Raw genomic sequence first — 20376 nt, forward strand, 5'->3', positions numbered from 1 at the left:
CGAGATCAGACGAGCCAGGCGGCCGAGTTCGGAGCCAGCTGACCGTCGATGAGTGGATAGCTGCTCAGCAGCACCTCGCCGGGTGGCAACTGAACCGGGACATCGCTGGTGTTCAATGCGCACACCAGGTGTCCGACCGAACGACGGAACGCGAGGCAGCCCTCGGGCGCGCCGTACCACTCCACCGTGTCGCCGTCGAATTCAGGTCTCTCGTAACGGATCTCGATGGCCTGACGGTAGAGCGACAGAGTCGAACCGATGTCTTCGAGTTGGGCCTCGACGGTGAACCTGCCCCACGACCCCGGGATCGGCAACCACGTGTCGGGCGTCGAGCTGAAGCCGAACGGCGGCTCGAATCCCTCCCACGGCAGTGGGACCCGGCAGGCGTCGCGCCCGCGTTCGGTGTGGCCGGACCGTTCCCACACCGGATCCTGGAGCACCTCATCGGGCAGGTCGGCGTTGGGCAGGCCGAGTTCGGCGCCGTTGTAGATGAAGACCGTTCCGGGCAGGGCGAGTTCCACGAGGGCCATCGCGCGGGCGCGCAGGATGCCGAGGTCGATGTCGACGGTCGCGCCGTCGGTCAGCCTGCCGTAGCGGGTCACCTCGCGATCGACATCGTGGTTGGACAACGTCCAGGTCGGGGTACCACCGACCGAGAGCACCGAGTCAAGCGAGTTCTCGATCGCGCCGCGGATCGCATCAGGGTCGAAATCGGCCTTGGCCAGCCGGAAGTTGAAGCCGAGATGCAACTCGTCCGGGCGCAGGTACTCGGCGAATCGTTCGTTGTCGTCGACCCAGATCTCACCCACGTTGGCCGCGCCGGGGTAGTCGTCGATGACCTTGCGGATCTTGCGGTGGATGTCGTGGACCGCATAATTGTTGAATCTCGGGTCGTCGTCGCTGTTCTGCAGTAACCCGGCCGCCTCGACATCCATGTCGGGCAGGTCCGCCGGCTTCGCCATGCCGTGGGCGACGTCGATGCGGAAACCGTCGACACCGCGATCCAGCCAGAACCGCAACGTCTCCTCGAGATCGTCGAAGACCTCGGGATTCTCCCAATTCAGATCCGGCTGTTCGGCGGCGAAGATGTGCATGTACCACTGGCCGGGCGTGCCGTCGGGATCCGGTACCCGCGTCCAGGCCGGACCGCCGAAGATGCTCAGCCAGTTGTTGGGCGGCTCGTCACCGTTGTCGCCGCGGCCGTCGCGGAAGATGTAGCGTTCCCGTGCCGCGCTGCCGGGTCCGGAGGCGAGTGCCTCGACGAACCACTCGTGCTGATCGCTGGTGTGATTGGGCACCAGGTCCATCGTGACCCGCAGGTCGCGGTCGTGGGCCTCGGCGACGAGCGCGTCGAAGGTCGCGAGGTCGCCGAACAGCGGATCGATGTCGCGGGGATCGGAGACGTCGTATCCGTGATCGGCCATCGGGGAGCGCATGATCGGGCTCAGCCAGATCGCGTCGACACCAAGGAGTTCCAGATACCCCAGCTTGTCGATGACACCGGCGAGATCCCCGACGCCGTCACCGTTCAGATCCGAGAAGGACCGGGGATAGATCTGATAGAAGATGGCCGACGTCCACCAGGTGTCGTCGGTCGGGTCCAATTGGGACGCGGCGACCGCCGGTATCGCGGGCATGGTTTCGGTGCTGTCAGCGGTGTCGTCAGCGATGTCCTCGGTGCCGCCGTTCTCGTCGGCATCATCCTCTGCCGTAACGCCTTCTGCTGCAACGCCTTCCGCTGGACCGGCTTCCGTTGCGTCCTCCGCGACGTCCGGCGCCGCGGCAGATCCGTCGGTCTCGGTCGCGTCGGTCGCGGAGTCGTCGACGACTGCGGGATCGGTGTCCTCGACGACGATCTCGGAGTCCTCGTCGGCTGGATCGTGTGCGCCGTTCTCGGAAGTCCCTGCAGGGTCCTGGTTCTCGCCGTCGGTGTCTGCGTCATCCGTGTCGGTCGAATCACCGGCGGTCTCGTCGGTGGCCGAGCCATCGAGGGTCAGATCCCCGGTGCTCGAGTCGGCGTCGGCAGTGGTCGAGTCGCCGGTGGTCGAGTCGACCGCTGCTGCATCGCCGGTCGCGTCATCGGCGGTCTCGCCGGAGTCGGCCTCTGTACCGGACTCCTGGCCGGCTGCGGTGTCCCCGTCGGCGAGCGGTTGTGCCGTGTCGTGCGCACCGTCGGGATCCGGCTCGGCGGGGAGAACGTCAGATGTCTCATCGCTCACCGTCGTCATTATGCCCTACCTGTGTTTTCGGTGAGAACTACAGGTGAGGTCGGCGCGTCGTGACTCCACGCGCGGCGTGTCGGCCGAGGTCAGATCGGTGAGTTCATCATCGAGTTCGCCGCCATGTCCATGTAGTCGAGCAGGGCCCGCCGATGGGCATCGTCGAGGGTCTGCTCGTCGATGGAGGCGATCGCGGTGTGCATGCAGCGCAGCCAGGCATCCCGCTCGAGCGGGCCGATGCGGAACGGATTGTGACGCATGCGCAGGCGCGGATGGCCGCGCTCGTCCGAGTACGTCCGTGGGCCACCCCAATACTGCTCGAGGAACATCCGCATCCGGCGCTCGGCCGGCCCGAGGTCCTCTTCCGGATACAGCGGCCGGACGATCTCGTCGACGGCCACCTCCTGGTAGAACCGGGCCGTGAGCTTGCGAAACGTCTCGGCGCCGCCCACCTCCTCATAGAAGGTGCGCTCTGTCGGGGGCGTGCTCGGCTCGATTCCGCCGGGGACCTCGGGGCTCACTGTGCCCATTGTCCTGACCATCCGTGCACCGCTCAACAGCCCAGGTCAGGCGCTCTGCCGGCAACCGATTGTTCACCCGGGCGACCTGCGGCGACATGCAGAATTGTCGTGCAATCGTCGTCGTTCCGTGGTCCACTTGACCTCGTCGAATATTCAGACGGTCGAATGTTGCGGCGGGAGACGCGTATGACGAGCAGGAACACACGGAAGACGGCAACCACCGACGACGGACTGCCGCGTGTTCCCGTCCTGACGACGGTGCCCGGAGGTCTCGCGCCGACGTCGACCGTACCGCCGACGCGGTCGGGTCTGCTGTGGGGGCGTCGCCGCGTCCTGCTGCTGAACGCCACCTACGAGCCGCTCACCGCCATCTCGTTGCGCCGCGCGATCGTTCTCGTGCTGCGGGAGCGCGCCGATGTCATCCACGCCGACGACAACGGTCTCGCCGTGCATTCCGCCGACAGGGCGGTCCCCGTGCCGTCGGTCATCCGCCTGCGCTCCTATGTGAAGGTCCCGTACCGCGCCGTGATCCCGATGACGAGGGCCGCGCTGATGCATCGCGACCGGTTCCGCTGCGGGTATTGCGCCGCCAAGGCGACGACGATCGACCATGTGATCCCACGCTCGCGCGGGGGTGGACACACCTGGGAGAACTGCGTCGCCTGCTGCGCGAGCTGCAATCATCGCAAGGCCGATCACCTGTTGTCCGAGCTCGGCTGGACCCTGCGGGTCATCCCGTCACCGCCCAAAGGACGGCATTGGCGACTCCTGGCCACCGTCAAGGAGATCGATCCGACGTGGGCCCAGTACATCGACGCGGGCGCCGCCTGAGAGGTCTACGACGCGTCGTAGGGGTCGATGCCCGATGCCGTCTCCGGTGGGCTAGATTGATCACACGACCTGCGCCGCAGCCGGGTGCAGGCTTACCACAGCTATCGATCGAAAGGGTGACATGGACAACCTGATCGTCGTCATCGGCGTGCCTGTCACGATCCTCTGTGTTCTGTCCGTCGTGGTGTGCGTCGTCGCGATGGGGTTCTCCGGCGGGGTCAAGTACCCGAAGGTGGCGAACTACACCCTCGACCAGCAGTGGGATCATCAGCCATTGCTGTTCAGCGCCACCGACATCCAGCCGATGACGCTGGCGCATCATTCGGAATCGACCGACGTGGACGGAGGCTCGGCAAGTGGCAAGTGGTGAGGTGGTCCAAGGATCCCACGGCGGAATCCAGGTCTCGTCGGGTGCGTCGAGCGCACTGCCCGTCGGCACCGTCGTCACCAACGGCGGCCGGGTGTCGGCGGCCCGCTTCCCGGGGCAGGCGCCGTCGACACCGCCGTTCACGCGTGAGGAATTGATCGGCCTCGACGAGGCGCTCAAGGATGCCAGCGAGAAGGCGCACGTGCGGTTCTCGGTGTACATCGGCGAACTCGGCACCGATGCCGTGGCCGATGCACGCGCCGCATTGCTGCGCGCCCCCGAGCCCGCCGACGGCACGCTGATCGCGGTGTCGCCCAACACCCATGACGTCGTCGTCGTCTCGGGTGTGCACGTCGCCGACCGGGTCAACGATCGCGTCGCGCAGCTCGGCGTGACGGCGGCGGTCACCAGCTTCCGCCAGGGAGATCTGATCGACGGACTCATCGCCGCACTGCGTGTCATGTCGACCGCCGCCGCGGTCTCCTGATCTGCCGCGTCGCCACGGACAATTCACCGCGCACATCCGGTCGGTGACCGGAACGACATACGAGAACGGCCGCACACCATACGGTGCGCGGCCGTTCTCGTCGTCGAGGGACCGGATACGGCCGCTAGTGTCCCGCCAGCACCTTGCCCGTGCGTGACTCCTCCCCGGGCACGTGGTCGACCGGATCGTCGTCGACCATGTCGGACTCGTTGAACGGATTGCGCCCGCTCAGCACGTCGTCGACACGCCCCTTGTCCACGGTCGACGTCCAGGCGCCGACCAGCAGCGTCGCCACCGCGTTGCCGGAGAAGTTGGTGACCGCGCGCGCCTCCGACATGAATCTGTCGATCCCCACGATCAGACCGACACCGTCGAGGAGCTCTGGCCGATGGGCCTGCAGTCCGCCGGCCAGGGTGGCCAGGCCTGCGCCACTCACGCCCGCCGCACCCTTCGAGGCGATGATCATGAACGCCAGCAGGCCGATCTGTTCGCCGATCGACAGCGGATCGCCCATCGCGTCGGCGATGAAGATCGAGGCCATCGTCAGATAGATCGCGGTGCCGTCGAGGTTGAACGAGTAGCCGGTCGGCACCACCACACCGACGGTGGTCTTCTCCACTCCGAGGTGCTCCATCTTGGCGATGAGCCGAGGCAACGCCGACTCCGATGACGACGTCGCGAAGATCAGCAGGTACTCGCGGGCCAGATACCGGACCAGGCGGAAGATGGAGACCCCGGCGACCGTCCGCAACAGCACCCCGAGGACGCCGAAGACGAAGAGGACGCAGGTGATGTAGAAGGCCAACATCAGGATCAGCAGCTGCTGCACCGCGGCCCAGCCGGTCTGGCCGACAACGTTCGCGATGGCGCCGAACGCGCCGATCGGCGCGACCCACAAGATCATCGTCAACACCTTGAAGACCAGCTTCTGGATGTAGGAGACGGCCGTGAGGATCGGCTCGCCCGTGCGGCCCATCGCCTGGATCGCGAAACCGACGAGCAGGGCGACGAACAGCGCCTGCAACACGTTGCCCTCGGTCAGCGCGGACAGCAACGACGTCGGGATGATGCCCTCGAGGAAGTCGAGCGTGCCGCCCGATTCGCCGGCCTTCGCCGCCTGCTCGGCGCCGATTCCCGCGGTGGCGGTGACGTTGAGACCCTCTCCCGGCTTGATCAGATTGCCGACGACCAGACCGATGGCCAGGGCGATGGTCGACATGACCAGGAAGTAGACGAACGCGAGGCCGCCGACCTTGCCGACGGTCGCCGCCTTCCGGACGGACCCGATGCCGAGCACGATCGTGCAGAAGATGACCGGCGCGATCATCATCTTGATCAGGTTGACGAACATGGTGCCCAGGAATGCCAGGTCCTTGCCCAGTTGCGGCGAGACGAGTCCGACGATGACACCGGCCACCACCGCGATGATCACCGCGATGTACAGCCAGTGGGTGCGGTCGCGCTTCTTCGGTGTCTCGGGGATCTCCGCCGTGGACACCGGGCCGTCGGGCCCGCTCGCTCCGCCCCCGGCGCCGGGTTCATTCGGCCCGGGCTTTCGTCGCATGTTCATGACAGTCCTCTCGTGGTCGCCGCGTCACTTGGACCGCGGGTGGCAGGTCGGTGTATGGATTGTGGAGCAGACCCGTGACGGGGGTCACGTTTGTGTTCGTTTCGTTCATCGGGGCGGGGCTGGTCGACAAGGAGTGGGGTCGTGAGGATGCCGTGGGCGAGGCCGCGAACACTCGCGGGGGAGGCCGTCGCATGGCTGCTCGCGATGGTCGTGATGATCGTCGTGTGCGGCAGCGTTCTGGCGGTGCTCGATGCGCGCTACGACGCCGAGCGCACGGCGAGGCAGCAGGTGACCGCCGTGGCCGTCAGCCTCGCCGACGCCCCTTCGACGGCTGCCGCGCTCGTCTCGGCCGATCCGGCCGCTGTCCTGCAGCCGGTCACCGAGCAGGTCCGTGCGGCGACCGGCGTCGCATTCATCACCATCATGGCCGTCGACCGCACCCGGTACACGCACACGAACCCGACGCTGATCGGACTGAGCTACATCGGATCGGTCGATCAGGCGCTGGCCGGCCGGGTGTTCACCGAGACCTACACGGGATCGCTGGGACCGTCGATCCGCACCATCGCGCCGGTCCGGGCACCCGGCGGACGCATCGTGGGTCTCGTCGCCGCCGGGATCACCCTCGACACCCTCACCGACAACTGGCTCGAACAGTTGCCGCTGATCATCGGGATCGCCGCCGCCGCGCTGGCCACCGCGGGATCCGGACTGTGGCTCATCCGGCGGCGTCTGTTGCGGCAGACGGGCGGGCTGGCGCCCAGCGAGCTGCGCCTGATGTACGAACACCACGACGCCGTGCTCCATGCCGTGCGGGAAGGTCTCGTGGTCACCGAGAACGGACGACCGGTGCTCGTCAACGACGAGGCGCGGCGCCTGCTCGTCGACGACGACGGTGAAAGGACCTCGCGGGAACCGGTCCGGTTGCCGGAGTTCCTCGCACAGGGCGACGAGACGCTCGTCGACGTGGCCTATGCGCAGAGCGGCCGCATCCTGCTGGTGAACCGATCGCCGGTGCCGTCGGACCGTGATGCCGCTGTCGTCACCATCCGCGATCGCACCGAGTTGTCCGAGGCGGTCGGAGAGCTCGACTCGACCCGACGATTCGTGGAGGCGCTGAGGTCACAGGCGCACGAGTCGGCCAACCGTCTGCACACCATCGTCGCGATGATCGAGATGGGGCGTACCGCTGACGCTGCGCGGCTCGCGACGACCGAACTCCAACTGTCCCAACGTCTCATCGACCGGATGACGGAGGCCGTCGGAGAGCCCGCATTGTCCGCCCTGCTGCTGGGCAAGAGCGCACAGGCGGCCGAACGTGGCATCGCGCTCACCCTGACCGAGGATTCCGAACTGTCCGGCGACGACTCGGATCACCTGCTGCCGACCGGCGAGATGATCACCGTGGTCGGCAATCTCATCGACAATGCCCTCGACGCCTGCGACCCCGACGACCCATGGGTGGAGGTGACGGTGATCGGGGATTCCTCGGTCCTGCATGTCGTCGTCGCCGACAGCGGACCCGGGATGGAACCGGATGAGTTCACCCGGGCACAGGAACGTGGCTACACCACCAAGCCGGGTGGAGACGCCGCGGGACGTGGACTCGGACTCGCCCTTGTGGCCCAGGTCGTCGCGCGCCACGAGGGCACACTGACCGCCGAGAACACCTATGGTTCAGTCGTCTCGGTGACGATCGGCGGCACCCGGGATGTGCCCGGCGACGCGGAGCTCGACGTCGGCGGGGCCGCCGGGGTGTCCGATGACGAGGTGGAGAGGGGGACACCACGGTGATCCGTGTGCTCATCGTCGAGGACGATCCGCTGATCATCGAGGCACACCGCGAATTCCTCGGCCGCATCGGCGGATTCGACATCGTGGCGTCGGTGTCCACGGCCCAGGAGGCGTTGCGCGCCGCGACGGCGGCGTCCGGATCGGGAGCGGCCGTCGATCTGGTGCTGCTCGATCTCGGGTTGCCCGACGCCGACGGGGTCGACCTCGCGTCGGCGCTCTCGGGCATCCGCCCCGTCCCCGACATCATCGCGATCACCGCGCGCCGCGACCTCGCGACGGTCCGCAGCGCGATGTCGCACGGGGTGCTGCTGTATCTGTTGAAGCCGTTCACCTTTGCCGCGTTCGCCGAGAAGATCCGGCAGTATCTCGGCTATCGTGAGGCGCTCACCGCAGGTGAGGACGCCGTGAGCCAGCGAGATGTCGATCGGGCCCTGGCCGAACTGCGGACCACCGACACTCGTCGCACCGCGAAGAAGGGCGCCGCGCCTGAGACCGAGGACGCCGTCGGCCGCGCGGTCCGCGACAGCGACGGCGGGCTCACGGCCTCCGAGGTGGCCGGGGTGCTCGGCAGCTCGCGGGTCACGGCCTGGCGTTACCTCGAGCGACTCGCCGATGACGGAACCGTCGAGCGGGTCACCGAATACGGCAACACCGGACGGCCCCAGGTCCGCTACCGCTGGCGCAGTCGCTGACCCGGGCCGCCCGGTGAGATGTGTCCGGCGTCGGTGGTGCGTCCGTCAGCGGCGTGCGTCGAACTCCCGTGCACGCAGCGAGCGGGCCACGGTGTCGCGGCCCTCGGCGATGAGACGTTGGAGGGCCGGCGGATGGTCACCGGCGAGGAACGCGTCCGCCGCGGCCAGACCGTCCTCGTCGATGGCCCAGTGCGGATAGAGGCCGACGACGACGGTCTGGGCGACCTCGCTGGACCGTCGCGCCCAGATGTCGGGGACCGCGTCGAAGTACTTCGCGACGTACGACGAGAGCAGATCCGCTTGGCCGGGCCGGGCGAAGCCCTCGATCATCGTGCGGGTGAACACATTCGACAGTGAGTCGTCCTCGGTCGCCTGCGTCCAGGCATCGGCCTTGGCCTCCGCCAACGGCCGTGACGCGCGCGCCGCGGCGGCCTGACGGGCGCCCGTGGCCGTCTTGTCCCGGGTCGCCTCGGCATCGATCACCGGGGTCGTCGCGGCGTCGGTGTCGATCGCGCCCGCCGAGGCCAGCGCGCGCACCAGCTTCCAGCGCATGTCGGTGTCGACGACCAGACCGGCCAACCCGAGCCCCGACGGATCCTCGCCGTCGAGCAGCCCACGGATCACGGGCACCTGGTCATCGGTGACCCGACCGGCCAGCAGCGTGTTGACGAAGGCGAGTTGATGATCAGACCCGGCCTCGGCGGATCGTGCGAGCTCGAGGAGGCGCGCGCTGAACGCCGGCCATCCGGTGTCGGCTGCCCATGCCGGATCGGCGTAGGCCTCCAGCGTGCTCGTCGCCTGCAGCAGGACACGTTGGACGACACCGATCTCGGACTCGGTGGCGATGCCGCGCTGGACCAGCTCGACGAAGTCCCGGGCGGCCATCTCGGCCTGCCGGGTCATCTCCCACGCCGCCGACCACACGAGCGTGCGCGGCATCGGGTCGGCGATGTCGCCGACGCGGGAGGTCGCGGTGGACAGCGAGTCGGGATCGAGCCGCACCGAGGCGTAGGTGAGGTCGTCGTCGTTCAGCAGGATCAGTGCGCCGCGCGCAACGCCGACCAGCTCGGTGACATCGGTGCGTTCGCCCTCGACGTCGAGTTCGACGCTGCGCGTGCGTTCCAGTGTGCCCGAACCGTTGTCGTCGTACACACCGACACGGAGCCGGTGCACGCGGGTCTCCCCGGCGCCCGGCGCAGCACCGTCCTGCACGATGGTGAAGCGTGTGAAGGCGCCGTCGGCGTCGAGTTCGAAGTCCGGTCGGATGACATTGATACCGGTGGTCTTGAGCCACTGGGATCCCCAGTCCGACAGATCGCGGCCCGACGACTTCTCCAGTGCGGCGAGGAGATCGGTGAACCCGGCGTTGTCGAACTTGTGCGCGTCGAAGTAGTCGCGCAGGCCCGCGAGGAAGTCCTCCAGACCCACGTAGGCGACCAGCTGCTTGAGGACCGATGCGCCCTTGGCGTAGGTGATCCCGTCGAAGTTCACCTCGACCGCGGCGATGTCGGGGATGTCGGCGGCGACGGGGTGGGTGGAGGGCAGCTGATCCTGCCGGTATGCCCAGGACTTCTCGACGTTGGCGAAGGTGGTCCAGGCGTTGGTGTACTCCGTGGCCTCGGACTGGCACAGCACCGACGCGAAGGTGGCGAAGGACTCGTTGAGCCAGAGGTCATCCCACCAACCCATGGTGACCAGATCGCCGAACCACATGTGCGCCATCTCGTGCAGGACGGTCTCGGCGCGCCGCTCGTAGAGGTACTTCGTCACCCGCGACCGGAACACGTAGTCCTCGAGGAAGGTGACCGCGCCGGCGTTCTCCATCGCGCCGGCGTTGAACTCGGGAACGAACAGCTGGTCGTACTTGCCGAAGGCGTAGGGGATACCGAAGTTCTTGTGGTAGAAGCCGAATCCCTGCTTGGTCTCGGTGAAGAGACGATCGGCGTCCATGTGTTCGGCCAACGATGCGCGGCAGTAGATGCCCAGTGGGATGGTGCCGTGGTCATCGGAGTAGGTGTCGGTCCACTCGGCGTACGGGCCGGCGATCAGGGCGACGAGATAGGTACTCATCAGCGGTGTCTCGCGGAAGCGGTGCACCGTGCCCCCGTTCGGCCCGGACTCGGCCTTGAGCGCGTTCACCACAGCTGCGTTCGAGATCACCTTCCAGTCCTCGGGTGCCGTGACGGTGATCGTGTAGGTCGCCTTGAGATCGGGCTGATCGAAACACGCGAACATGCGCTTGGCGTCGGCGGTCTCGAACTGGGAGTACAGATACACCGAGTCGTCGGTGGGATCGACGAAGCGGTGCAGGCCCTCACCGGTGTTGGAGTACGCGCAGTCGGCGACCACGGTGAGCGTGTTGTCGGCGGTCAGCGACGGCAGGGTGATGCCGACCGACTCGTCGAAGTCGGATACGTCGAGATCGGTGCCGTTGAGCGTGGCCGAGATCAGGCCGGGCGCCACGAGGTCGATGAACGTTTCCGATCCGGGGGTGGCCGTGAACGTCACCGTGGTCACCGACCGGAACGTCTCGGTCCCGGGCGCGCCCTGGCCGTCGGTGAGGTCCAGGTCGATCTCGTACGCGCCGACGTCGACGGTCGCGGCGCGCTCACGTGCTTGGTCTCGGGTCAGGTTGGGAGCAGTCACAGTCGGGTTCTTCCACCTCTCGAATCGCGGTCGCTGGCCAGCTTAACGGGAATGACCGCGAGGGAATCTGGTTGTAGTTTCGGGAGTGACTCGTAACAACACGGGAAGGGTCAGCGATGGCAGCAGAGGCGCAGTCAGATCAGCAGAAGCGGGACCGGGTGGACTTCTGGTTCGACCCGCTGTGTCCCTGGTGTTGGATCACCTCCCGTTGGATTCTCGAAGCCGAACAGGTGCGGCCGATCGACGTGAATTTCCACGTGATGAGCCTTGCCGTGCTCAACGAGGGCAAGGACATCCCGGAGGAGTACCGCGAGGGGCTCAAGCACGCGTGGCGCCCGGTCCGGGTGATCGCCGCGGCCCGGGCGAGCAAGGGCGACGAGATCCTGGCGCCTCTGTACACCGCCATGGGCACACTCATCCACAACAAGGGCGTCAAGGACTTCGATCAGGTGATCGCCGAGTCGCTCGCGGAGGTCGATCTCGATCCGGGTCTGGCGGCCGCCGCCGACTCCGACGAGTACGACGAATGGATCCGGACCAGTCATCACGAGGGCATGGACAAGGTCGGCGACGACGTCGGCACACCCACGATCCACGTCAACGGCGTGGCGTTCTTCGGTCCCGTGTTGTCGCGGATCCCGCGCGGCGAGACCGCGGGAACGGTGTGGGACGGCGCGGTCGCGCTGTCGTCGTACCCGCATTTCTTCGAACTCAAGCGCAGCCGCGACGAGGACCCGCAGTTCGACTGAGCTCCATCCCCACCGGATCGATCCCGACGGTGCCCGGTCGCGGGGCATCGTCGGGAGACGTCAGATCTTGGGTGGCATCTCCAGCCCGTTGGGCAGGGTGCCCGGAGCGATCGCGGCGGGATGCGGCGGCGGCGGAATCGGTACGGCGTTCCCGCTGCCGGCACCGCGGACGATCGTCTTCGGGCGGAAGAGCATGGCACCCGCCCGGGTCCGGTCCCGCAAGGCAGCGGCCCGCCAGGTGAGGACGGGGTGGGACGCGAGGGCGTTGACCGCCCACGTGAAGACCCCCCGCTCGTGTGTGGCGCGGTCGGCGAACTGATCGAAGTCGACGGCCGACAGCATGTACTTGCCCGCCGACAGCACGCCGATCGCCCCGGGCGCGCCCGACGGTTGCGTGTAGTAGCCGTAGTTGTCGGCGGTGTACTCCTGGGCGCGGGACAGCGCCGCGCCCAGGAACGGGATGTTCATGCCGACGCCGGTGCCCAGCTGGCGCCAGTACGACGTGTGACCGGCGGCGATGTGTCCCACCTCGTGGCCGATGATGAACTCGAGGGCCTGCGGATCGCGGGCGCGTCCGCCGACCTCGAAGAGATCGGAGTACACGACCACGAACCGACGAAAGCCGTGTCCGGAGGCGAAGGCGTTGATCATGCCGTTGCCGAGCACCACGTAGGCGTCGGGTACGTACTCCAGGCCGTAGCGAGCGGCCGCCTCGACGACCATCCGATAGCCGTCGGGGAACTGGCTCGGCGTCATCTGGACCCCGTTGACCCGGGGTTGGGCATAGGTCAGACCTCGGACCAGCAGCAAGAGCAGGGGAGCGGCCAACAGGGCGAGGAAGTACTCGCTGAACTGTCCGGACACCACCAGCGCTACGATCGCGGCATATCCGATGACGGTGATCGCGACGATCAGCACCAGCATCGGGATCTCCCACGGATGCAGCCGTGGGCGCTGGGCGTACGGTGCCGGTGGCAGCCAGTACGCATCCGGAGGCGGCGCGGGCCGGTCGGCCGCCGAGGGGGAGCCGGCGACCCCGGGGACGTTGGGTATCGGCGAATGAGCGTCCACGCGACCAATCTATAGTGACGGCATGCGTGTCTACCTCGGTGCCGACCATGCCGGATTCGAACTGAAGAACCAGATCGCCGACCACTTGCGGTCGGCGGGCCACGACGTCGTCGACTGCGGCGCGCACACCTACGACGCGCGGGACGACTATCCGGCCTTCTGCATCGACGCCGCGCGGCGCACGGTCGCCGACCCGGGCAGCCTCGGAATCGTGCTGGGCGGCAGCGGTAACGGCGAGCAGATCGCCGCGAACAAGGTGCCCGGCGCGCGGTGTGCCCTCGCATGGAGTGTCGAGACGGCCCAACTCGCACGTCAGCACAACAATGCCCAGCTCATCGGCATCGGCGGGCGCATGCACAGCACGGAGGAGGCATTGGCCATCGTCGACGCCTTCATCGCGACCCCCTGGTCGGACGAGGCACGACACCAACGACGGATCGACATCCTGGCCGAGTACGAGCGCACCGGTGAGGCACCGGCCGTTCCCGGCCAGAACTGACCGACCGGCGCCGATAGGAGATGCCCGAAGGCCACACCCTGCACCGGCTGGCGCGCCGCCAGCGACGGGTGTTCCGGGGCCACCAGGTCCGGGTGAGCAGCCCGCAGGGGAGGTTCACCGAGGGCGCTGCCGTCGTCGACGGCATGGTCTTCGCCACCGCCGAGGCCTGGGGCAAACATCTCGTCCAGCACTACCGGCCGGCGGATGACCGTCGCCGCGGTGCGCGCCGGATGATCCACGTGCACCTCGGCCTGTACGGCGCCTTCGCCGAGTCTCCTGCCCCCATGGACCCGCCGACCGGTCAGGTGCGGCTGCGTATCGAGGGCGACGACGTGGGTACCGATCTGCGTGGTCCGACCGCATGCGAATTGTTCACGCCCGCGGATCTCGACGAGCTCGTGTCCCGACTCGGGCCCGATCCGTTGCGTGCCGACGCCGACCCGCAGCGTGCCTTCGCGGCGATCCACCGATCGCGGCGTCCGATCGGCGCCCTGCTGATGGACCAGCGCGTCATCGCCGGCGTGGGCAACGTGTACCGGGCCGAGATCCTCTTCCGCGCACGCATCGACCCCTACCGCGAGGGTCGGTCGATCGGCGAGGACGAGGTCGAGGTGTTGTGGCTCGATCTCGTGTCATTGATGCGAATCGGTGTGCGGCGCGGGCGGATTCACGTGATCCGACCGGAGGACGACCACGGACCGGGTTCCTATGCACCGGACCGGCCGAGAACCTATGTCTACCGCCGCGCCGGCGAGCCGTGCCGGATCTGTGGCACCGATGTCCGTATCGCCCAACTCGACGGCCGAAATCTGTTCTGGTGTCCTGTGTGTCAGGTCTGACGACTGATCGAGATGCGCCGCGTCGCGCTCAGCGTCGATCGGCGCGCTGCGCCATGACGAGCAACTCGTCGCGCTGACTGCGACTGGCGACGCCGTGGATCTGCTCGTAGAGCTTGCGTTGGCTGACGGGGAGGAAACGGGCACGTAGGCGTGCGAGGGACATGACGGTTACGGCTTTCTGAACAGTGATGATGCTTACGCTTGTCCATTGTCCGTGTTACATCCAGGTTAATCAATCCGACCTGGGGTGATGCTGCTTACGTTGGAACACGCAATCACAGCAAACCCTCAGGTGCGCCCTCGATTTCTCCTACCGGACGCCCGCACCATGGAGTCATGGACACCTCCGACGACCACAGACGCGATCGGCCACAGGTCACCGTGCTCGCCGTCGGCGGAACAGGGGAGTCCTACGCCGGCGACCGGAGGACCGCGGTGACCGGACTGCTGTGCGAGGTCGCCGCCGGCCTCGACGACCGATTCGTCAGCCGGTGGGTAGGCTATCCCGCGAGCTACGGCCCGGCTCCGCATCTGGACGGGATGAGCTACCGCAGGAGTGTCGACATCGGTGCCCGTACGCTGACCGACGCCCTCCGAGACACCCCCGGCCCGATCGTCCTCATCGGCTATTCGCAAGGGGCCGTGGTCATCCGGACGGCCCTGAACCACCTTGCGCTCAACGGGCTCAACGGGCCCGAGTCCGATGAGGGGATCGTCGAACGTCTCCTTGCCATTGGTTTCGTCGCCGACCCGCATCAACCACCCGGTGCCGTCGCAGGATGTCACGGATGGGGCGTCGCCGGACCCGGGCCTGATCTGCCGGACGGGGTGGCGACCTATTGGGTCGGTGCAGCCGAGGACATGATCTGCAATGCGGCCGCCGACTCGTTCATTCGCGACATCGCCGACCTCACCACTGCGCTGGCCGTCGGCCGCGTTCGGGACTGGGTGGGCGACATGTGGACGACGCTTCGCCGCAACACCTTTCAGAACGCACGACGAACCTCACCCGGGCCGGCGCAGGTGCGTCGCGACGTCGGGAGACTGTCGTCGGCCGCGCGCGAGGTGATCGGCTATCTGCCCGGGACTCTCGTGTGGCGCGGTGTACGTGTCCGCAACCGTCATGGTGGTCGGCACACGTCGTATGCGAGCGAGCCGTACCGTCGCGGATCGGTGACCGATCCGGACACCACCGGCTGTCAGGCACTCGCGGCCTGGCTGCAGGTGTGCGCGACGTTCTCGCCGGTCGGCGGCGCGGTGTCGTCCGTCGAGCTCGCGGCTTGACACCACGATCTCGTCCCGATGCCTCTGCGTCGACCGTGTCCAGAATTTCGTCGAGTGTGCCCACGGGAGGGCACGATCGGCAGAATTCAGGGCACGCTCGGTGAGAACTCGAGGGCGGCCGTGGGCCTGGCACGTGGGCGATGATGCGCCCGTGTTAAATCCTGTCGAACAGTGCGCTTCCGGGGCGTACTGCCACTCATGGGTGGATGACACTGAGCGGTGGACATCTGCAGTGTCGGCGCGACTGTCGCGCCGACGACGATCGAGTGGAGAGCACCGTGGATCATTTCGACGTGGTGGTCATCGGGTCCGGCCCGGCCGGACAGAAGGCGGCGATCGCCGCGGCCAAACTGGGGAAGCGGGCGGCGATCGTGGAACGTCGCGACATGATGGGCGGGGTGTGCATCAACACCGGCACCATCCCGTCGAAGACGTTGCGGGAGGCGGTTCTCTATCTGACCGGGCTGAATCAGCGTGAGCTGTATGGGCAGTCGTACCGGCTCAAAACCGATATCACGGTGACCGATCTGTCGGCGCGGACCATGCACGTCGTCGGCAAGGAGATCGACGTCATCCAGAATCAGCTGGCGCGCAACGGCGTCACGATGCTGATCGGGAGCGCCTACTTCATCGATCCGCACGAGATAGCCATCGAGGACGCCACCGGCGACCTCAAGCACGTCACCGCCGACCATTTCGTGGTGGCGGTCGGCACCCGACCGGCCCGGCCGTCGACGGTCGACTTCGACGGGATCACCGTCGTCGACTCCGATCAGATCCTCGACCTCGATCGAGTCCCCGGGTCGATGGTCGTCGTCGGCGCCGGGGTCATCGGAATCGAGTACGCATCGATGTTCGCCGCGCTCGGGACCAAGGTGACCGTCATCGAGCAGCGGCCGACGATGCTGGACTTCTGTGACCGGGAGATCGTCGAGGCGCTGCAGTACCAGCTCCGGGAGCGCGGGGTCACCTTCCGCTTCGGCGAGACCGTGCAGACCGTGGAGACCCATCCGTCGGGAACGCTGACGATCCTCGCCTCGGGCAAGAAGATCCCCGCCGACACCGTGCTGTATTCGGCTGGGCGACAAGGTGTGTCCGACGAGCTCCGGGTGGAGTCGGCCGGGCTGACAGCGGACGCTCGTGGCCGGCTCAAGGTCGACGAACACTTCCGCACCGCCGTGGACCACATCTATGCCGTCGGCGACATCATCGGGTTCCCGGCACTGGCTGCGACCTCGATGGAGCAGGGTCGGCGGGCGGCCTACCACGCCTTCGGCGAGCCCGTCGGAGCGACCGACGAGGATCTCCAGCCCATCGGCATCTACGCCATCCCGGAGATCAGCTTCGTCGGGCGGACCGAGGATCAGTTGACCACCTCCACCATCCCGTTCGAGGTGGGCGTGGCCCGGTACCGGGAGCTGGCCCGCGGCGCGATCATGGGTGACTCCTACGGACTGCTCAAACTCCTCGTCCATGCGGAGGACCGCACCCTGCTGGGAGTGCATGCCTTCGGTAGCAACGCGGCCGAACTCGTGCACATCGGTCAGACCGTGATGGGACTCGGCGGCACCGTCGACTACCTCGTCGACGCGGTCTTCAACTACCCGACCCTCGCCGAGGGCTACAAGGTCGCTGCGCTGGACGCCGTGAACAAGATGCGCGCGATCGCCCGCGTCCGGGCCGAGGGCCATCGCCTGGACCTCGATGTCGGGGCCACCACTGTCGTCGGCTGAAGGACGATCGCGGGTCCTGCCCCCGACGACGACGAAGGGCCCGGTCCATCGGACCGGGCCCTTCGTGACTCACGACGAGGTCTGGAGGTGATCAGTCGCCGGTGTACTTCGGTCCGATGGTGCCTCGGACGACGATCGGTGTGTCGCGCGGGATGGTGTTGAAGACCCACTTGCCGTTCTCGGTGCTGATGTTGATGCATCCGTGGCTGGCATTGCTGCGGCCCTGCTGGGCGACCGACCACGGAGCGGCGTGGATGAAGATGCCGTCCCACGACATGCGGGTCGCGTACTCGACGTAGGTGCGATACCCCTCGGCGGAATCGACCGGGACACCGTACGTGGACGAGTCCATGTACATGTCGCGGTACTTCTCCTTGGTGTGGTAGACGCCGTTCGGGGTCGGATGGTCGTTCGACCCCATCGAGATCGGCATGGTCTTCACCTGCTTGCCGTTGCGCCACCACGTGATCTGGTGGGTCGCGTCGTCGGCGAGGGCGACCCAGCCGGTCGACGTCTTGACGTTCGGGATCGCCGGGCCCTTGGGGGCCTCGGGGGTCGTCGTCGTCGACGGCGGCGGAGGAGGAGTGGTCGTCTTCGGGGTCGACGGGACACCCGGGATCTGCGGAACACCGGGCACCTCGGGCACCTCGACCGGGGGGAGCCCCGGGATCACGGTGACGGGTGCGGCGCTCGCGGCCATGGGCAGCGCGAGCGACACCGCGACGACACCGACGAGAACGGTGACGGCGCGACGAGTCATGCCGCGACGTGCGCGACGTGAAGGCTTCGAAGTCAACACGGAGAGACCTTTGCAGTTTGAGTTACGCCGAGCGCATCCCCCGGAGCGCCCGACCATCGTTACACAAACGTTGCCTTCGGGCCAAAGCTCAGATGTCGAATACTGGACGAACGGCAGCCGTCGGTGTCGAGGCCGGGTCGAAGCCCGTGGTGGGCGGGTCGCCGAGCTCGCTAATTGTGACAACCGTCACAATGCCAGGTCGGCGCGCCGACCTGCCCGGACCCGGCGATCGAGTGGGTGGCGCCGATCAGCAGGTGCTCGGCGCGGGATGACCGTCGAAGCGGTCGGTCAGATATCGGAACGCCGGCAGCAGGCCGATGATCGCTGCGGAGAGGTGGTCGGGCGACGGCGTGGCCAACTGCTGGACCCGGACGCCGGCGCGACAGTATCGACGGATCGTGACGTCGATCGACGACACCGGGATCAGGACATCCGACGGGCTGTGCCACTCGAAGATCGGTGTCGCCGGGATGCCGGGGTACATCGAGAGGCTGTTCTCCTCGACCACCCGACGAGCCTTCGGGTCGTCGAAGATCGCACGACCGCCGACGGTCACCTGCTGGGCGTCGTGGCCGGCGCCCAGTCGGAGGATGTCGTTCGTGCAGGCGTCCCGCATGCCCGCGTACATCTGGCGGCCCAACGGTGACAGATACCTCTGGATCGGGATCTCGTCCGGATACTCGCGTGCGACACCGATCGCCGCCGCGAACGCCAGTCCGAACGCCGGATGGGGGGTGTCGTAGCCGAGGCCCTCGGCCATCCGCAGGAGATTCATGGGCACGCCGCCGTATGCGGCCCCGACGATGTCGAGGTCGGGGGCGTACGCGGGCGCGAGCGCCACGGCCCAGGCGGTCGCCATCCCGCCGCCCGAGTAGCCGGCGAGTCCGACCCGGCTCTTCGGCACCTTCGCGGGCGCGAAGTGCTGCACGGCCCGGATGCCGTCGAGCGTGATCTGGCCCCCCAGCTTCGCCGCACCGTAGGAACTCCGCGGCCCCAGGTGGTCGGGGATCGCGATCGTCCACCCCCGCTGCAGCGCGACGTTGAGACCCGGGGCCTCGCGTATCGTCAGATTCGGGTCCTGGGCCCACAGCGCTTGCGACGGAGCGCATTTGAGGCCCGTCGCGTTGATGATGTGCTGGAACGACAGCAGTGGCCCATCGGTCTGCTTGCGGGTCGGGACGAGGAGGGTCGTGATCGCGGCGATCGGCGTGCCGCGGCTGTCGCTCGACCGGAATTTGATCTGATAGGTCCGGACGTCGAAGAACGCGGGAGGATTCGGGCGGGCGCGCACGGAGATGATGTCGCCCGGTCGGCGGGCATCCAGGTTCGTCGGCGACGCGTAGAAGGAGTCGGCCAGGGGAGTCGGCAGGGCCACGTCGTCCGCGACGGAATCTCCGGCGCCGGCGACGACACCACCGAGGGCCAGCGCCAGCGTGACGACGGCAACCACCACGAGGTGGTGACGCGGTCGCCTCGGCCGTTGCACCAGTCCATCATGGTCCGGTTTCGGAGAAAATCAACACCTGTTGTGGAAGCGGTGCTCGACAAGCCGGGGTGCTCCCGGGGATCGCTAGGCGGGTTGGGTGTGCTCGGTGCGGAGATGGCGCGACGGTTCGGAGCACGACTCGTCCCGGCAGACGAGCATCACATCCACCCGGTCCGTACCCGATTCGGATCGGGTGACATCCTTGCGGACGTAGAGGTTGGCCCCGCAGCTCGGGCACTTGCGCTGACTCTTGCTGTGGCTGGATGACATGCCCTCAGCGTACGCCGCCTATGACCTGGATCACAGTTGCCAGGAGGCCCCTGTGCGCCTGGCCCGGGGGTGGACGACAGATGCCCCGGCCGTCGTGGCCGGGGCATCTCGTCAGAACGAGCGGGTGACGGGAATCGAACCCGCGTAGCTAGTTTGGAAGACTAGGGCTCTACCATTGAGCTACACCCGCGTGCCGCGTCACCGGTGGGATCGCCACCGGCGTCGCGTGCGGACAAGACTGTACCCGGTGGTGCGAGTGAACCCGAAATCGCCTCGCCGACCGGTTCGTGGGGCGACCGGGAGCGCACCCGGTTGGGTCGGCGGCGCGCCGACCCGTACTATCTGCTGTTGGCCCTTCTCCGCGTTCTCGCCGGTCTCCGGCGTGCCCTCGGAGGGGTCGCCGGGATGTGGCGCAGCTTGGTAGCGCATCCGCTTTGGGAGCGGAGGGTCGCAGGTTCAAATCCTGTCATCCCGACTCGGGTGGCGGTCGCTGATCGCCGCCGAACGACTTGTCATCGA

General features: G+C 67.4%; 19 protein-coding genes and 2 tRNA genes. 11 read left to right on the forward strand and 10 right to left on the reverse strand.

The features are described from left to right. Positions 1-5: 5 nt before the first annotated feature. Positions 6-1856, reverse strand: a complete 1851-nt coding sequence (locus tag QSJ19_RS03515; RefSeq protein ID WP_502876090.1) for a glycoside hydrolase family 13 protein — start codon at positions 1854-1856, stop codon at positions 6-8. Between the two features lie 452 nt (positions 1857-2308). Continuing rightward, on the reverse strand, positions 2309-2749 hold the full coding sequence (locus tag QSJ19_RS03520; protein WP_286318321.1) for a globin: 441 nt from the start codon (positions 2747-2749) through the stop codon (positions 2309-2311). 177 nt (positions 2750-2926) lie between these two features. On the opposite strand from QSJ19_RS03520, the gene QSJ19_RS03525 reads away from it, so the two are divergent. The 3 genes from QSJ19_RS03525 to QSJ19_RS03535 all read left to right on the forward strand — a co-directional run bounded on the left by QSJ19_RS03525 (position 2927) and on the right by QSJ19_RS03535 (position 4425). Beyond that, the gene (locus QSJ19_RS03525; protein WP_286318322.1) at positions 2927-3571 is read left to right on the forward strand and encodes an HNH endonuclease; all 645 of its coding nucleotides are present in this window, start codon (positions 2927-2929) and stop codon (positions 3569-3571) included. A 121-nt stretch (positions 3572-3692) separates the two neighbouring features. Then, positions 3693-3941, forward strand: a complete 249-nt coding sequence (gene ctaJ, locus QSJ19_RS03530) for an aa3-type cytochrome oxidase subunit CtaJ (protein ID WP_286318323.1) — start codon at positions 3693-3695, stop codon at positions 3939-3941. Further along, positions 3928-4425: a DUF5130 family protein gene (locus QSJ19_RS03535; RefSeq protein ID WP_286318324.1), complete on the forward strand. Its 498-nt coding sequence runs from the start codon at positions 3928-3930 to the stop codon at positions 4423-4425. Before ctaJ ends, QSJ19_RS03535 begins: the two co-directional genes overlap by 14 nt. A 124-nt stretch (positions 4426-4549) precedes the next feature. Here the strand turns inward: QSJ19_RS03535 and QSJ19_RS03540 are convergent, their stop codons facing one another. Further along, the gene (locus QSJ19_RS03540; protein ID WP_286318325.1) at positions 4550-5995 is read right to left on the reverse strand and encodes a cation:dicarboxylate symporter family transporter; all 1446 of its coding nucleotides are present in this window, start codon (positions 5993-5995) and stop codon (positions 4550-4552) included. A 147-nt stretch (positions 5996-6142) separates the two neighbouring features. Between QSJ19_RS03540 and QSJ19_RS03545 the strand changes: the two genes are divergently transcribed. Beyond that, entirely contained in the window at positions 6143-7789 is a 1647-nt protein-coding gene (locus tag QSJ19_RS03545) for a sensor histidine kinase (protein ID WP_286318527.1), read from the forward strand. Continuing rightward, the gene (locus tag QSJ19_RS03550; protein ID WP_286318326.1) at positions 7786-8481 is read left to right on the forward strand and encodes a response regulator; all 696 of its coding nucleotides are present in this window, start codon (positions 7786-7788) and stop codon (positions 8479-8481) included. The genes QSJ19_RS03545 and QSJ19_RS03550 overlap by 4 nt, the downstream gene beginning before the upstream one ends. Before the next feature lie 45 nt (positions 8482-8526). Here QSJ19_RS03550 and pepN read toward each other — a convergent pair whose 3' ends face one another. Beyond that, a complete protein-coding gene (gene pepN, locus QSJ19_RS03555; protein ID WP_286318327.1) occupies positions 8527-11127 on the reverse strand; it encodes an aminopeptidase N in 2601 nt (866 codons plus the stop codon). 116 nt (positions 11128-11243) lie between these two features. Between pepN and QSJ19_RS03560 the strand changes: the two genes are divergently transcribed. Beyond that, positions 11244-11876, forward strand: coding sequence for a DsbA family oxidoreductase (locus tag QSJ19_RS03560; RefSeq protein ID WP_286318328.1), 633 nt, complete (start codon positions 11244-11246; stop codon positions 11874-11876). Between the two features lie 60 nt (positions 11877-11936). Here the strand turns inward: QSJ19_RS03560 and QSJ19_RS03565 are convergent, their stop codons facing one another. Then, the gene (locus QSJ19_RS03565; protein WP_286318329.1) at positions 11937-12947 is read right to left on the reverse strand and encodes a M48 family metallopeptidase; all 1011 of its coding nucleotides are present in this window, start codon (positions 12945-12947) and stop codon (positions 11937-11939) included. 22 nt (positions 12948-12969) lie between these two features. Between QSJ19_RS03565 and QSJ19_RS03570 the strand changes: the two genes are divergently transcribed. Next, positions 12970-13446, forward strand: a complete 477-nt coding sequence (locus QSJ19_RS03570; RefSeq protein WP_286318330.1) for a ribose-5-phosphate isomerase — start codon at positions 12970-12972, stop codon at positions 13444-13446. Positions 13447-13466: 20 nt separating this feature from the next. After that, positions 13467-14285: an Fpg/Nei family DNA glycosylase gene (locus QSJ19_RS03575; protein WP_286318331.1), complete on the forward strand. Its 819-nt coding sequence runs from the start codon at positions 13467-13469 to the stop codon at positions 14283-14285. Between the two features lie 28 nt (positions 14286-14313). Here QSJ19_RS03575 and QSJ19_RS03580 read toward each other — a convergent pair whose 3' ends face one another. Beyond that, positions 14314-14448 (reverse strand): hypothetical protein, encoded by a 135-nt coding sequence (locus tag QSJ19_RS03580; protein WP_286318332.1) that lies wholly within the window; start codon positions 14446-14448, stop codon positions 14314-14316. A 173-nt stretch (positions 14449-14621) separates the two neighbouring features. Here QSJ19_RS03580 and QSJ19_RS03585 point away from each other — a divergent pair, with 173 nt between their 5' ends. Together QSJ19_RS03585 and sthA are read left to right on the forward strand one after the other, a co-directional pair. Further along, positions 14622-15569: a PE-PPE domain-containing protein gene (locus QSJ19_RS03585; protein ID WP_286318334.1), complete on the forward strand. Its 948-nt coding sequence runs from the start codon at positions 14622-14624 to the stop codon at positions 15567-15569. Between the two features lie 278 nt (positions 15570-15847). Then, positions 15848-17302, forward strand: a complete 1455-nt coding sequence (gene sthA, locus QSJ19_RS03590) for a Si-specific NAD(P)(+) transhydrogenase (protein WP_286318336.1) — start codon at positions 15848-15850, stop codon at positions 17300-17302. 91 nt (positions 17303-17393) lie between these two features. On the opposite strand, the gene QSJ19_RS03595 is transcribed toward sthA, so the two are convergent. The 4 genes from QSJ19_RS03595 to QSJ19_RS03610 form a co-directional block, all read right to left on the reverse strand. After that, the gene (locus QSJ19_RS03595; RefSeq protein WP_502876084.1) at positions 17394-18062 is read right to left on the reverse strand and encodes a L,D-transpeptidase; all 669 of its coding nucleotides are present in this window, start codon (positions 18060-18062) and stop codon (positions 17394-17396) included. Positions 18063-18348: 286 nt separating this feature from the next. Further along, a complete protein-coding gene (locus QSJ19_RS03600; protein ID WP_286318528.1) occupies positions 18349-19533 on the reverse strand; it encodes a lipase family protein in 1185 nt (394 codons plus the stop codon). A 138-nt stretch (positions 19534-19671) separates the two neighbouring features. Further along, on the reverse strand, positions 19672-19857 hold the full coding sequence (locus QSJ19_RS03605; RefSeq protein ID WP_286318339.1) for a hypothetical protein: 186 nt from the start codon (positions 19855-19857) through the stop codon (positions 19672-19674). 119 nt (positions 19858-19976) lie between these two features. After that, positions 19977-20047: transfer RNA gene (locus tag QSJ19_RS03610), tRNA-Gly, on the reverse strand. 211 nt (positions 20048-20258) lie between these two features. On the opposite strand from QSJ19_RS03610, the gene QSJ19_RS03615 reads away from it, so the two are divergent. Further along, positions 20259-20332, forward strand: a tRNA-Pro gene (locus QSJ19_RS03615). Positions 20333-20376 lie beyond the last annotated feature (44 nt).

Origin of the sequence: Gordonia sp. ABSL11-1 (assembly GCF_030315685.1) — a bacterium.
Classification (GTDB): Bacteria; Actinomycetota; Actinomycetes; order Mycobacteriales; family Mycobacteriaceae; genus Gordonia.

Excerpts from the sequence above, each read along its gene's own strand:
- QSJ19_RS03595 (WP_502876084.1), bottom strand. The coding sequence starts at position 18,062 with ATGACTCGTCGCGCCGTCACCGTTCTCGTCGGTGTCGTCGCGGTGTCG.
- QSJ19_RS03560 (WP_286318328.1), top strand. The coding sequence starts at position 11,244 with ATGGCAGCAGAGGCGCAGTCAGATCAGCAGAAGCGGGACCGGGTGGAC.
- QSJ19_RS03545 (WP_286318527.1), top strand. The coding sequence starts at position 6,143 with ATGCCGTGGGCGAGGCCGCGAACACTCGCGGGGGAGGCCGTCGCATGG.
- QSJ19_RS03585 (WP_286318334.1), top strand. The coding sequence starts at position 14,622 with ATGGACACCTCCGACGACCACAGACGCGATCGGCCACAGGTCACCGTG.
- QSJ19_RS03570 (WP_286318330.1), top strand. The coding sequence starts at position 12,970 with ATGCGTGTCTACCTCGGTGCCGACCATGCCGGATTCGAACTGAAGAAC.
- QSJ19_RS03580 (WP_286318332.1), bottom strand. The coding sequence starts at position 14,448 with ATGTCCCTCGCACGCCTACGTGCCCGTTTCCTCCCCGTCAGCCAACGC.
- QSJ19_RS03525 (WP_286318322.1), top strand. The coding sequence starts at position 2,927 with ATGACGAGCAGGAACACACGGAAGACGGCAACCACCGACGACGGACTG.
- ctaJ (WP_286318323.1), top strand. The coding sequence starts at position 3,693 with ATGGACAACCTGATCGTCGTCATCGGCGTGCCTGTCACGATCCTCTGT.
- QSJ19_RS03520 (WP_286318321.1), bottom strand. The coding sequence starts at position 2,749 with ATGGGCACAGTGAGCCCCGAGGTCCCCGGCGGAATCGAGCCGAGCACG.
- QSJ19_RS03605 (WP_286318339.1), bottom strand. The coding sequence starts at position 19,857 with ATGTCATCCAGCCACAGCAAGAGTCAGCGCAAGTGCCCGAGCTGCGGG.
- QSJ19_RS03575 (WP_286318331.1), top strand. The coding sequence starts at position 13,467 with ATGCCCGAAGGCCACACCCTGCACCGGCTGGCGCGCCGCCAGCGACGG.
- QSJ19_RS03540 (WP_286318325.1), bottom strand. The coding sequence starts at position 5,995 with ATGAACATGCGACGAAAGCCCGGGCCGAATGAACCCGGCGCCGGGGGC.